The organism is Bacteroides sp. UBA939 (assembly GCF_002293435.1).
Classification (GTDB): Bacteria; Bacteroidota; Bacteroidia; order Bacteroidales; family Bacteroidaceae; genus Bacteroides.
This window is the reverse complement of the sequence record NZ_DBDF01000173.1, coordinates 1-14,739: the sequence shown is the minus strand read 5'-3', so window position 1 is coordinate 14,739 and position 14,739 is coordinate 1. Positions and strand designations below refer to the sequence as shown.

At 45.2% G+C, this 14,739-nt stretch carries 9 protein-coding genes; all 9 read left to right on the top strand.

Going from position 1 to position 14,739, the window contains the following annotated elements:
* Positions 1 to 28: 28 nt before the first annotated feature.
* The 9 genes from B2Z67_RS11010 to B2Z67_RS10970 all read left to right on the top strand — a co-directional run bounded on the left by B2Z67_RS11010 (position 29) and on the right by B2Z67_RS10970 (position 14,658).
* On the top strand, positions 29 to 2,854 hold the full coding sequence (locus B2Z67_RS11010) for a SusC/RagA family TonB-linked outer membrane protein (RefSeq protein ID WP_291529878.1): 2,826 nt from the start codon (positions 29 to 31) through the stop codon (positions 2,852 to 2,854).
* 27 nt (positions 2,855 to 2,881) lie between these two features.
* Positions 2,882 to 4,642: a RagB/SusD family nutrient uptake outer membrane protein gene (locus B2Z67_RS11005; protein WP_291529877.1), complete on the top strand. Its 1,761-nt coding sequence runs from the start codon at positions 2,882 to 2,884 to the stop codon at positions 4,640 to 4,642.
* A gap of 37 nt (positions 4,643 to 4,679) precedes the next feature.
* Positions 4,680 to 5,714 carry a DUF5627 domain-containing protein gene (locus tag B2Z67_RS11000; protein WP_291529876.1) on the top strand — a complete coding sequence of 345 codons (1,035 nt, stop codon included), beginning with the start codon at positions 4,680 to 4,682 and terminating at the stop codon, positions 5,712 to 5,714.
* A 35-nt stretch (positions 5,715 to 5,749) separates the two neighbouring features.
* Positions 5,750 to 7,960, top strand: a complete 2,211-nt coding sequence (locus B2Z67_RS10995; RefSeq protein ID WP_291529875.1) for an endo-1,4-beta-xylanase — start codon at positions 5,750 to 5,752, stop codon at positions 7,958 to 7,960.
* A 27-nt stretch (positions 7,961 to 7,987) separates the two neighbouring features.
* On the top strand, positions 7,988 to 9,631 hold the full coding sequence (locus B2Z67_RS10990; RefSeq protein ID WP_291529874.1) for a glycosyl hydrolase: 1,644 nt from the start codon (positions 7,988 to 7,990) through the stop codon (positions 9,629 to 9,631).
* Between the two features lie 341 nt (positions 9,632 to 9,972).
* Positions 9,973 to 11,190, top strand: coding sequence for a hypothetical protein (locus tag B2Z67_RS10985; protein ID WP_291529873.1), 1,218 nt, complete (start codon positions 9,973 to 9,975; stop codon positions 11,188 to 11,190).
* 344 nt (positions 11,191 to 11,534) lie between these two features.
* The gene (locus B2Z67_RS10980) at positions 11,535 to 12,452 is read left to right on the top strand and encodes an MBL fold metallo-hydrolase (protein ID WP_291529872.1); all 918 of its coding nucleotides are present in this window, start codon (positions 11,535 to 11,537) and stop codon (positions 12,450 to 12,452) included.
* 27 nt (positions 12,453 to 12,479) lie between these two features.
* Positions 12,480 to 13,493: a 2Fe-2S iron-sulfur cluster-binding protein gene (locus B2Z67_RS10975; protein WP_291529871.1), complete on the top strand. Its 1,014-nt coding sequence runs from the start codon at positions 12,480 to 12,482 to the stop codon at positions 13,491 to 13,493.
* 19 nt (positions 13,494 to 13,512) lie between these two features.
* A complete protein-coding gene (locus tag B2Z67_RS10970) occupies positions 13,513 to 14,658 on the top strand; it encodes a PQQ-binding-like beta-propeller repeat protein (protein WP_291529870.1) in 1,146 nt (381 codons plus the stop codon).
* Positions 14,659 to 14,739 lie beyond the last annotated feature (81 nt).

Genomic DNA, 14,739 nt, shown 5'->3' with positions numbered 1-14,739 from the left:
ACGTATTAACTAATTAATGACGTAAAAAATGAATAGAAAGTTTATATATATTGGCTGTACTGTTTTCGCCATGTCTCTGTTTCAGGCAGGGAACATCCAGGCGCAAGAAGAAAACAAGGATAGCCTGGTGAATGTGGCTTTCGGCACAGTTGCCCAGGAAGATTTGACACATGCCATTTCTACGGTCAACACGTCCGAATTGACCAAAAAGGTAAATAGCTCCAATAGCTTGGTAGGTCTGGATATGATAGGTGGATACACCGGCAACATCTGGGGGCAGGGAGCACTAATTTTGATAGACGGTATACCTCGCAGTACAAGCCATGTACGCGCTTCCGAAATAGAGAATATCTCGGTATTGAAAGATGCTGCAGCTGTGGTACTTTACGGTAGCCGTGCAGCAAAAGGTGTTATCCTGATTACTACCAAACGAGGTAAAAACGAACCGATGCGCATTGATGTGCGCGCCAATGCAGGTATTAATGTGCCCAAGGCTTATCCCAAATACCTGGATTCGGACTGTTACATGACCCTTTACAACGAAGCCGCCCGTAATGACGGATTAGCTCCAAGGTACAGTGCATCGGATATTTACAACACCTCTATGGGAACCAACCCTTACCGGTATCCGAACATTGATTTTTATAGTTCGGATTACCTGAGAAAGAGCTACTACGATGCCGATGTAACCGGTGAAGTATCCGGAGGTAATGAACGCACGCGTTATTATCTGAATTTTGGTATTGATTACAGTAACGACCTGTTGAAATACGGTGAGTCCAAAAACGCCTACAACATGCGTCTCAATGTGCGAGGTAATGTAGATATGAAGCTTGCCTCCTGGCTGAAAGCCAGTACCAATGCGGCAATTGTCCAGACCGATCAGTATGCAGGTCGCGGAAGCTTCTGGGGAGCCGCATCCACTTTGCGTCCCAACTGGTTTGCTCCGTTGTTGCCCATCGACATGATGGATACCAATGTCGCCCAGATACAGGAATATATTACCAACAGTAATCACCTGATTGACGGTAAATACCTGCTTGGCGGAACATCGTCCGACCTGACCAATCCTTTTGCCGACCTGCTGGCTTCCGGTTACGTCAAGGAGAAAGCGCGTATGTTTATGTTCGACGTCAGCCTTACTGCCGACCTGGGTTCCGTATTGAAAGGATTGTCGTTTAAGACTTCGTATAGCGTGGATTACACTTCTTACTATTCGGAAGCTTTCAGCGAGAATTATGCTATTTACGCGCCTACCTGGTCTCAAGTGAACGGTAAGGATATGATTATCGCTCTGAATAAATATAATGATGACGCAAAACCTAATCCTAACGAATATGTCGGCAAGTCTACTTACGACCAGACCATGATGTTCAGCGCACAGTTCGACTATGCCCGTACTTTTGCAAAGAACCACAACGTAGCGGCCACATTCATAGGCTGGGGTTATCAGACACAGAATTCTGCCGACGAAAACCATGAAAGCAGTGATTACCATCGCACCAGCAATGTGAACTTAGGCTTACGTGCGTCCTATAACTACGCCCGTAAATACTATGCCGACTTCAGCGGTGCCGTAATCCATTCGGCCAAGTTGCCTGAGGGCAAACGCAACGCTTTCTCTCCGTCAGTTACTTTAGGATGGAGAATCAGCAATGAGCAATTTATGGAAAATGTGGACTTTGTAGACGATCTGATGATTACGGCTTCTTATGCCAACCTGCATCAGGATCTTGATATCCAAGACTATTACCTGTATCAAGGTACTTTCTCCAGAAGAGAGAACGAGGGCTATTATGTACAATGGCACGATGGTACGGCTGGCGGATGGACTCCGGCTTCCAGGCGCGGTGACAATCCCAATCTGAGCTTCGTCACACGCGAAGAGTTCCGTGCAGGTATCAATACCACCCTGTTCAACCGTCTGTTGACGCTGAACGCCAACTACTTCAGGCAAGACACGAAAGGTTTGCTTACCCAAGGCTCTTCTTTCATCTATCCTTCATATTTCGCTGTAAGCGCCAACTCCTCCTTCATGCCATGGATTAATTACAATGCGGACAGACGCAGTGGTTTTGATTTCGCAGTGAGTGCCAACCAGAAATTCGGCGACTTTGACGTAACCCTTGGTTTCAACGGCATGGTCTACTCTTCCGAAGCGCTGATACGTGATGAACTTTACGACGAAGACTACCAATATCGCGCAGGACGTGCACTCGATGCCTATTACGGCTATGTATCCGAAGGCTTCTTCCGGGATCAGGCAGACATCGACAATCATGCCAGACAAACATTTGGTGTGGTAAAGCCGGGCGACCTGAAGTATAAGGATATCAACGAGGACGATGTAATCGACAGCAAAGACCAGATTGAATTAGGAAAGAACGGTTGGTCAGCTCCTCCTTTCTCTTTCGGATTGAACCTGACCGTGAAATATAAGAATTTCTCGCTGTTCGCCATAGGAACGGGACAGGCCGGAGCAGTAGACTTCAAAGGCGGTTCTTACTACTGGAACCGCGGTACAAGCAAGTTCTCGGAAGTGGTATGGGGACGCTGGACAGAGGAAACCAAAGACGTAGCTACCTATCCGCGCCTGACTACCACCAACGGTGACAACAACTACCGCAACTCCACATTCTGGATGTACAAGCGCAACTATTTCCGTTTGAACCAGGTACAGTTGACATATGACTTCCCTGAAAATACTCTTAAAGGAACATTTATTCGCGGTTTAAGTGTCTATTGTGGTGGCAACAACCTGCTTACCATTTCCAAAGAACGTGAGCACATGGAACTGAGTACCGGTTTCCCGGAATGCCGCAACTTCTATGCAGGTTTCAAGGCTGCATTCTGATTTTATTGATTAATAAAGAAGAAGATTATGAAAAAGATAATAACACTTTTTACAGTAGGCGCCCTGATGCTCTCCGGCTGTGATGATTTGTTTGCACCGGCGATTGAGAACTTCCCAAACGAAGAGCAAATGTACAACGATGCGGAATATGCACGGGGAATCTTACACAATGTATACAGTATGATTCCGGGCTATTACGATAACAGCGAATATGGTACGGACGATGCAGTGACCAACCAGCCAAGCAATGTGTACTTGCAGATGGCCACCGGCGCCTGGACCACAAGCTCATACAATCCGCAGAGTCAGTGGACCAACTCCTTTGGCGCCATTCAATACATCAACATCTTCCTGAAGAATGTGGAAGGTGTGAAATGGTCGGATGATGCAGAGCTGAACAAATTGTTCGCACAACGCCTCACAGGCGAAGCTTACGGACTCCGTGGAATGTTCTACTTTTACCTGCTCCGCGCCCATGCCGGTTTCGGTGAAAACAATGAACTGCTCGGCGTACCCATACTGACAGCGCCTCAGACAGTAGACTCGGACTTCAACCAGCCACGTGCTTCCTTCCAGGCTTGTGTAGAGCAAATCTACAGAGACCTTTCCGAAGCAGAAAAAAGGCTTCCCTATGAGTATGAAGACGTGTCGGGAACTGTTCCTGAAGACTTCCGGAGCATCACAACAGATGTTGGCAAGTACAATACTGTTATGGGTAGCAAAGCACGTCAGTTGTATAATGGAATTATAGCCCGCGCTTTCCGTACACGTATGGCCACACTGGCAGCCAGCCCTGTTTTCCAGGATGCTTCCAACACTGCCACATGGGCAGATGCCGCCAATGCCGCAGCCGCTGTGATAGACTATAAAGGAGGTGTGTCGGGTATTGCTTCCGACGGGATTGAATATTATGCGCCGGGTATCGTAAATAACATTTTGAACGGTGCAAATCCGGATGAAATCTTATGGAGAGGAAATAAAGGCAGTGGTGATAACGACCAGGAAACCCAGAACTTTCCACCGAGCTTGTACGGTAATGGTAATATGAATCCGTCGCAAAACCTGGTGGATGCATTCCCCATGGCCAACGGATATCCCATCAGTGATGTAGCAACCAGCGGATACGATGCCAATAATCCTTATGCAGGACGTGACCCACGTTTGGGTAAATACATCCTTTACAATGGAAGTACTATCAGCGAGAAGATCGTAACCATCAATACCAGTGTGGGAAATCAGGATGGTGTTAATGTAACCGAGAACCGCTCGACCCGTACCGGCTACTACCTGAGAAAACGTCTGCGTATGGATGTAAACTGTAACCCGTCATCTGTCACCAGACAGCCGCACTACACTCCCCGTATCCGTTACACCGAAATGTATCTGGACTACGCTGAGGCAGCCAACGAAGCTTGGGGACCGAAAAACGGTAATGGAAGAGCTTACTCTGCTTACGATGTAATCAAAACCATCCGGCAACGTGCCGGCGTAGGTGGTTCCGATGATGCCTATCTGGAAGCATGTGCTGCCGACAAAGACAAAATGCGTGAACTGATCCGCAACGAACGCCGGTTGGAACTCTGCTTCGAAGGATTCCGCTTTTGGGATATCCGCCGTTGGAAGATGGACCTGAACGAACCGGTATACGGAATTAACTGGAGCGGTAACAGCTACCAGAAGATAACCGTAGAAGAACGTTCGTACGAAGACTACATGTACTGCTGTCCCATCCCCAACTCTGAGATACTAAAGTACAACAACATCATCCAGAACAAAGGATGGAAATAACCAATAATTGTGAATACTATTAATTAAATAGAATGATATGAAAAAGAAATTAGCATATATCGGACTGGCCTCATTGCTCTTGTCTTTCACTGCGTGCGAAAGTCCGGATAATGAATTCTCCGACTTCGATTATCAAACCGTATATTTTGCCAACCAGTATGGCTTGCGCACCATTGAACTGGGTGAAGAAGAATTCCTCGACAATTCTTTGGATAACCAGCATAAGATGGTCATCAAGGCAGCCTGGGGCGGCGGATATACCAACCGTAAAAATGTAATTATCGACACCAGAGTGGATGAATCCCTTTGCGATAATCTCTATTTCAAAGGAACCGACATTCCTGTTACCCCTATGCCTGCTTCCTATTATACAGCGGCTTCCACACAGATCCAGATTCCCAAGGGTGCAATTATGGGTGGTATAGAGATACAGCTTAATGACGCATTCTTTGAAGATGAAAAGTCTCTTGACACCTACTACGTAATTCCTTTGAGAATGACGGATGTACAAGGCGCAGACTCCATCCTTCAGGGTAAGGCTGCTGTAACAAACCCTATGTTGACAAACAGTAGTGACTGGAGCATACAGCCCAAAAATTTCGTGTTGTATGCCGTGAAGTACGTTAACCCCTGGCATGGCGAATACCTGCGTCGTGGAGTAGACCAGGCTGTCATAGACGGTACTCCTTCACAATTGGTGCGTCATCAGCAGTATGTAGAGAAAGACGAGAAGGTAAACATTACAACCAAGAGTTTGGAAGACAACATTCTGACCTTGTCAACCAAAGATGCCAAAGGCACTCTTTTCAATTACAATCTCAGTCTGGCTTTTGCTGAAGACGGTAGCTGTACCATAGGCAGTACTTCCAACGACTTCACCATTTCCGGTACCGGTAAATTTGTGAAGAAAGGTGAGAAGAACAGTCTTGGTGGCAAAGATCGTAATGCTATCTATCTGGATTATACGGTTGATTTCAAAACCAAGAACATGCAGTACGCCACCAAAGATACATTGGTATTGAGTAGCCGTGCCGTACAGGGTGCCGGAATATTCGAAATAGATATAAGATAGTATTATCCGGATATAAACGTTTAAATTAAAAAAACATGAAATACTTTAATCATAAGATAATCGGTATTGCCATGATGTGTGTAACGGTTATGGCATGCACCGATAAGTACGACTGCGACCTTCAGGTGGAGAAGCCTGAAGAAGTGGCCAACAGCGAATACCTGGCCAGCTTCGACTTGCTGAAATCGTACATCAACCGTGATGCCGGTTCGCCGTTCAAGTTTACGGCAAACATGTCTCCAACAGACTTTATGAAGAAAGACATCGGTTACAGCACTATCCTGAGTAACTTTGACGGTATAGATATCGGCGGTGCTTTCATTCCCACCAATTCGTTGAAAGAAGATGGAACTTACGACTTTGGTAACATGCAATTAGTATCTGATGCAGCCAAAGAAGCAGGTGTAACGCTTTATGGCGGTACGCTCTTCTCCAACCAGGGGCAACGCACTGCTTACTATAACGGACTGATGGAACCCATCATCATCCCCTTCGTGCCCGAAAGAGGCAAGACAGTGATCTGCGACTTCGAGAATGATGAACTGGGTACGCCTTACGGCATGACCGGCGGAAGCGTGGCAGTGGTAGAGGACGATCCCGATGGCAAAAGCGGAAAGGCGTTGCATATAGGTACCGAGTCTGACAAGGCCGCCTATTCGCATCCCAAGTTCAATGTAAAATTGCCGGAAGGCCGTAAACTGGGCGATTACGTTAATCTGACCATCGATATGCGTATTGTGAACAGTGACGGTATATATGGAATAGGTATGAGGGTCTTTATCAATGGACGAGAATTTGATCCAGGAACCAATGCTGATGGACTCGGCTGTGATCCCAACATTTGGAATCGCGGAGCAATCATTAACTTGAAAAGCACCACAGTTCCGGGCTTCATGATACCGAGTGATCTGCAAGAGCTTACAGAGTTTGAACTGGCCGTTGGAACAGCTTCCGGAGCAGCACAATACTATCTCGACAACATCGTGATGAATTATGAGCTTGCCGGAACTGGTCTTACCAAAATTGATTTCTCACAAGATGAACTCGGTAAGTCTTATCCGATGACCAATGGCAACCAAGCCATAATAGAGAATGACCCTGCAGGTGGCGACGCTAAAGTATTACACGTAGGTACAGCCGCTACTCCCTGCAATAGATCTTACCCTAAATTCACCGTACAATTGCAAGAAGGAAAAACGTTAGGCGACTACGTAGGTATTTCTCTTAGCATGTACCTGGTAGACGGTAAAGGTGGCTGGGGAGACGGCATGCGAGTAGTGATTAACGGGCAAGAATTTAACTGCGGACAAGGGCCGTACAATTTCGGCTGTCAAGATAACAAATGGGGAGAAATCTATATTACATTCCTGAAAGAAGGTGAAGCATCGGGAGGTGGAAAAATAGCCATCCCCAACTCCCTGAAGGATTTGACCGAAATAGAACTGGCTGTAGGTTCAGGTTCGGGCGAATGGCACGCTTACGTCAAGAATATCAACCTCCAATGGAAAGCCGAAGACGCCATCATTGAGAAAACTCCCGAAGAGAAAAAGACTCTCTTGACGGAAGAACTGAACAAGTGGATCGGCGGCATGATAAACACCGGAGGTGAGACTGTAAATGTATGGAACATTATAGGCGAACCGCTTGACAAGACCGTGAATGGCGACACCTTCAATTGGGGTGAGTACTTGGGCGATGTAGAAGCCGGACGCACAGCCGTGAAACTGGCTCGTGATACAGCGACAGTTGCTCTAAAACTCTTCGTCAGCAATACGTTTAATCAAACAGACGAAATGGGTCAAAAGGCCGACGAATTAATTGCGTTGGTAAATAGCTGGGAATCAGACAATGTGACTAAGATTGATGGATACAACATCATTCTCCGTGCGGTTTATTCTAAAGACGCCGCTCTCCAAAATACCAATAAGGAAGCGATTACCGAATTGTTCGGCAAGCTTGCAGAAACCGGTAAATTGGTACGTGTATCCGATCTCAGCATGATGGTGGAAGATGCAGAAGGCAATCTCATTCAAGCCGGCAGAGTAACTGCCGATGAACGGACAGCGGCTGCAAACTATATGGCTTTCATCATGAAAGAATACCGAAGGGCTATTGCATCGGATAAGCAATCCGGTATCTCTATTTCAAGTATCACCGAGGCAAGCACAGGCAATGAAATCTGTCCTTGGACATCGGGGTACAATCGCAATGGAATGTATGAAGGTATAGTTGAGGGATTGAAATAATCCCAGGTATTAAGAAAGTTTTCATATATGAAAAGCATTGTATTTTTATTCTGCTTCTTTCTGACAGGCATCCTCTTTGGAGCCTGTTCAGATGGAGGAAATGAAGAAGCAATTGTAGATGAAGGGAAGAGCGCATATGCGCTCTTCCTTAATAAATCTATCACTGTGAGCGCCGGCGAGAATCAAACAGATGTCGTTATCGATTGGGCAAAAACATCTTGGGAGATAACCCTTGGGGAGGGAGATATTGTGAAAAGCATAACTCCAACGTCGGGCGGAAACAGTGACGGAGAAAAACAATACGCAAAGATTCAGGTCATCTGCAACGCTAACGCTACCATGAAGAAACGCACACAGACCATTCATCTTACTGACAAGACCAATCAACAAACTACCGATTTGCTATTAGAACAGGAACCGGCATTCAGGTCAGTGACACTCAATGTTGACCCTTCAATCAAGTATCAGCCGGTAGTGGGATTCGGCGGAATGTACAATCCCAAAATATGGCTGGGAAACAACTTGATAACCGCTGCTGAGATGGCTAAAATGTATGGGCCTGGTGGATTAGGCTACTCTATCCTCCGCCTGATGATTTATCCCAACGAATCAGACTGGAATGCCGATGTGGAAGCGGCCAGGACAGCGCAAGCCAACGGAGCAATCGTCTTTGCATGCCCGTGGGACTGCACAAATGCTCTTTCCGAGACAATCAAAGTGAACGGCAAAGATGTTAAGCACCTCAAAAAGGAGAACTACGGAGCATACGCCGCCCATCTGATCCGCTATATCAACTTCATGAAACAGAATGGGGTGAATCTCTATGCTATATCTGTCCAGAACGAGCCGGATATGGAGTTCACGTACTGGACACCGCAGGAAGTAGTAGATTTCGTGAAGCAATATGGTGCCGGCATCCGTGAAACAGGTGTCAAACTGATGTCTCCCGAGGCATGTGGTACACAACCCGAATACACCGATCCGATAATCAACGATGCCGTAGCTTTTGCACAGACTGATATTGTGGCAGGACATCTCTATCAGGGCTTTTTGGATTTGAATAACGGATATGTCAAAAACCGTCACGATTATATCTGTGGTCTCTATTCCCGCATTCAGGGAAAAACGTGGTGGATGACGGAGCATCTTTTCAACGATGGAGAGAAATCTGAAGACCCGTCGCAATGGGAGTTCCAGAAGTGGCAATACAGCCTCAACCATCTCGGCAAAGAAATTCACATGAGTATGGAAGGTTATAGCAGCGCATACGTATACTGGTACCTGAAACGTTTCTACGGATTGATGGGCGATACCGACGCACGTTGCCCGGTGGATGAAGGTGAAATCACAAAGAACGGCTACATCATGGCTCATTATTCGCAGTATGCCACAGGCGCTACGCGCATTAAGGCTGTTACGAATAATACCGGAATATACGCCACAGCTTACCTCAACGAAACAAGTGATGAAGTAACAGTGGTATTACTGAATATGACAGCGGCTACCCAATTTGTAGAAATACCGTTGGCAGAGGTGAAGAGTGCAAGTGCTGTTGAAACCAATGAGAACAAGAACATGGAAGTTGTCAAGGTTGAATCTCTGGAAGAGGGCAATGGAGTGTATGTCTTATTATCCGGGAATAGTATAACTTCTGTGCGATTGCGCAAATAAGCGATATATAAATAATGTGGATCAGGAGTTAAAGGAGTTATCTCCGTACCAACGCCGTGTCAAAGCCTTACCAACTCCGTACCTTCTCCGTATAAAGGTACCCTTAACCGAATTTGGTACGGGGTTGATACGGACTTGATACGGAGCAGATAGTGTGTGATAGAGCCTGCATTGTTCACAGTGCAGGAGTTAGATAACTACTTTAACTCCTGATTCTCATAAATAATATATATAATAATACCGCTAAATGATAATATATTATTAATTTAGCGGTATTATTAGAAAATGACCGATAGTGTCAAAGTAATGAGGGTACAATTATTACATTAACATTTATAAGTATGAAAACAAAAACATTCACAACATTCGCTTTCTTCTTACTATTGCTAACTACCAGCATGAATGCTCAAAACTATCAGAAAGGATACATCATTACCAATGAGAAAGACACAATAGAAGGGCTTATCAACCTCCGGACAGACAACATGAACGCCCGCCAATGTGAGTTTAAGACCAATGAGGAAGCAGACAAAACGATTTATTATCCTGGAGATATTACCGGATACCGCTTCATGCCGAATGGCAAATATTATATATCGCATGATGCGACGATAGACGGACAAACGAAAACAGTTTTCCTGGAATACTTAGTGCATGGCACCATTGATCTTTATTACTACGATAGCGAAGGAAATGGAGACAATGTTTACTACTTCTTCGAGAAAGGCGGACAGATGAACGCATTTACCAAGGAACCTGACAAGGTGGAAGGCGTGAAGGTCATCAAAGATAATAAGTACGTGGGGCACGTGAAGTATTATTTCAAAGACTACCCGATGGTGATGGGTGAAGTTGATAAAATGACATTCACCCAGGCTTCTTTCATCGACATTGCACAAACTTACCATGCCGAAACCTGCACTCCCGGACAACCGTGTATCATCTATGAGAACCAACATCCTGACGAGCGTTCCATAAAAGCCGAAATCTCAGCTTTCGTCGGTGTGCAGCTGGCTACGTATACAGCCAATGCGCATGTTACTGAGGAAATGAAAATACAAGGCGTACAACCCGTGATTGGAGCGAAGATAAGCGTATTCAATCCCCGCTGGTCAAAGTATCTGAGAGCGCAAGTCGAAGTGGCTCTGTCGAGAATCGATGCAACAAAATCACGTAAGGCAGCCGGCGGAAATGCAACACACACTATCAGAATCCAACACATGACAGGTAACGCCAAGGTTGGCTTGGAATGCACGCTGCCTCTTTCTAAAATACGCCCATTTATAGCAGCAGGACTATCACATACCTTTGCTTTTGCAGATAACAGTAAGTTTACTTCAATATACAGGGAAGGAAAACCGCTTGAAGAACCCTATCCGACAAGGAATTTCTATTTTGGCGGATATGCCACAATCGGGGCAGACTATTTGCTGAAGAACAACCATGCCGTGACTTTGCAAGCATCCATGTATTTCAATCTTGAGAATTCAAAGACAAGTAATGATACGAAAATAGATAGACTGAATATTATTCACATTGCAGCAGGATATAAGTTTTAGGCAAAGCTCAAACTAACTAAAAATCCCGATGATTAGCACTGCATGTATCATCGGGATTTTTCTATTAAGTAAGCGTAAAAAAATAAGTTGGGACAGTTTCTGATGAAAGAAAGGGACTGCATCTCATCAGTGCCGTCATTATCTGTACCAAGTTATTTTTAAAACGTTACTTTGGGGTAAAATTCCCAGTCTGACAAAAGATTTAGATACAAGAAATAAGCAACATCTCATATAATTTGCTAATTTTGCCGTGTTCGTGCAACAATATCCAAATTCTCCCGGTTCTGCAACGAATACTTATGTGTATGCGGCTGAAAGCCATTTTAATATAACATTAAACTATTATGAACAATCGATTTACAATTTCACAATCAGCAGTCCAATGGAGCCTCCTGCTTATACTGCTTTTGCCCGGATACCGGATAAAAGCACAAGAAGGAGTTATCACATTTGATGTCGGTTCGTTTGCTGTTACCGTTCTCAGTGAGAAACAACAGCCAAACAACGAAAGTGATGCTACGGAAGAGGCGCCGCTACAAATCTTTTCTGAGGATATATCCCCTAACTTCGTAAGTGCCTTTTTAGTAGAGACAGGGAGTAAAACCATCCTTTTTGATGCCGGATATGATGAAAAACTATTTGATAATCTTAAAGCGTACGGAAAAACCGCAGCGAATGTAGATGCCATTATGCTTACCCACATGCACTACGACCATATCGGTAGCCTTTTGCAGAATCAGAAGAAAGCCTTTCCTTCGGCTGAATTGTACATTCCCAAAGCAGAACACGACTATTGGATGAGCGATAAAGCCATGCAAGAATCACCCGAGGACAGCCGGGACGGTTTCATACAGGCACGCAATGTCATCCGTGCTTATCAAGACAAACTGCACCTTTTCATCCCGGGAGACATAGAAGACACAAAGGAACTGCTTCCGGGTATCCGCGGTATTGCCGCTTATGGGCATACTCTCGGACACACCGGCTACATGTTGGAATCCAATAACTCGAAGATGTTCATCTGGGGGGATCTGATCCATGTAATGGCGATACAAATTTCTTCTCCGGAAACCACTGTTATTATGTACGATGTAAACTCTAAAAAAGCCATAGAATCACGTTTGAAGCTAATGAAATATCTGGCGGAACATAGAATACTGGTTGCCGGCATGCACATTCCTTTTCCCGCTATCGGTGATCTTGAAAAGAATGCAGCCAAGGGATATAAGTTCACGCCCATTTGTACATGTGAAGGAAGATGAAAACAGCAATAAATAAAGATATCAGATATGCAGATAACCATAAACAATAACCCCGTCGAAGTACTTGCAGGCGAAACAATTCTTGAGGCCGCGCGCCGGACAGGGTATGCCATACCCTCTTTGTGTTACGCCAAAGGAGCTGTACACAAATCTTCCTGTATGGTTTGCGCCGTCAAAAACACGGTAAACGGTCAAATCATTCCGTCTTGTACCACCTATCCGGTAGAGGGTATGCAAATCACAACCGATAGCGAAGATGTGCTTCTGTCACGCACTCTTTCGCTGGAACTATTGTTGAGTGACCACCGGGCGGACTGTGAAGCTCCTTGTTCTATGGTTTGTCCTAAAGGCCTTGATGTAGAAGGGATGCTTGGATATTACGATGCCGGACAATATGATAAGGCTTATAATGTGATAGCCGGAGCTTTTCCCCTTCCCGAAATAAGTTGCGATACATGCAAAGCGCCTTGTGAAAAAGCCTGCCGCCGGGGAACAGTTGACAAAGCCGTATCCATACGTACAATCATTAAAGAAGTAACCGGAATGGGGAAAGACGGCTTTACCTTACCGGGCAATGAAGCACAAGGCAAGAAAGAAATACAAAACAGGGATGAAAAAGAAAACAGAGAAAAAGAAAAGAACATGTTCCAATCCCGGTTGGGAAGGTTCACGGAAAAAGAAAAGAATCGTTTAAAGGAAATGGTGTCCACTCCTTCACGGTGTCTGCATTGTGCCTGTGCAGGAAGGACGGATTGCAAACTGCGCCTCTACGCAACAGACGGACACATTAAACGCCCGCGTTACAATGCGTCGTCCGTTCTTCCGGTCATGAATAAGGTTCATGTCGTTGGCAATATGTGGTTTGAACAGGCGAAATGCATCCGTTGCGGCCTTTGCGTGTACAATAGTGAAAACGGCTTTACTTTCAAAGACCGCGGTTTTGGCATGCAAGTCATTCTGCCCGAAGAGAACCGCACCCATGTTAGCGAAGAATTGGCGGAACTTTGTCCTACCGGGGCATTATACCGAAGTCAGCTTTAAGCCAATATAAAAAATTAGAATGAAACAATTATTATCCATACTAACTCTCTGTTTGTTACTCTCCTGCTCCGGTCATTCCAACCGGTTTGCTTCCGGAAGCAAGGATTGGAAACTATTTCGCGGAGACCCTTCCCTGAGTGGTTATACTACTACTGACCTGCCCGAAAAGCCAACTCTTTTATGGACATATAAAAGTGAAGGCAAAACAGCATCTTCCCCTGTCATAGACAATGGGACAACCTATTGGTGCGATAAGAGAGGACATGTCCGCGGAGTCGATATAAATGGAACACTCGTTTTTGAATACGATTTGCAAACTGCAGTGGAAGCCACTCCGATGATTTATGATTCCATTCTTTACGTCGGGCGTATAGATGGTTTTATGACTGCTATTTCATTGGCTAAAAAAGATACAATCTGGAATTATGAAACTACGGGACAGATTTCCGCTTCCCCCAATGCAATGACATTTGAAGGATGTGAAGCAATTGTATTCGGCAGTTACGACAATTTCCTCTATTATGTTGATGCTCAAAACGGCAAAGAGTTAAGCCGCTTTGAATCAGGATACTACCTGAATGGCGCCGCCGCTCTTTGGAAAGGATATGCCGTTTTTGGCGGATGCGATGCTTATGTACGTGTCATTGATTGCCGGACGGGCGTTCAAACCGATTCTTTATTATTAGATGCTTACGTTCCGGCTTCTCCTGCCATAATGGACGATTGCTGTTACGTAGGGGACTACTCAGGTAATATTTATGAGCTTGCATTGAAAGAAGGTAGAATCATCCGTCATAACAAGATTATTACGGCAGATAGTGAAAACGGTTCTTTTGTCTCGGTTCCGGCTGTCTCTGATGAGGCTTTGTTCGTTTTCTCCGGCGACAGGAACCTCTGCTCCGTAAACCGTAAGAGCGGTAACCCAAACTGGAAGTACTTGCTTAAAGGAACAGTTGGAGAAAGTGCGCCGGTAGTATGCAACGATAAGGTCATTGCATGTACCAAAACCGGAATTGTTTCTATCTTTGATGCAGATTCCGGCGAACTTCTGTGGGAATATGATACCGGCGAACAAATCACAGGCTCTCCTGCAATTATTAAAGACCATTTTATGGTTCTAACTGTGAAGGGTACATTGTTTTGCTTCGGAGATTCAGAGAGATAATTTAGCAGTGAGAATGGGTACGCGGACGACACGGATTAAGCGGACGAACGCGGATTCTTTTTTCTTAAATAATAATTTAGC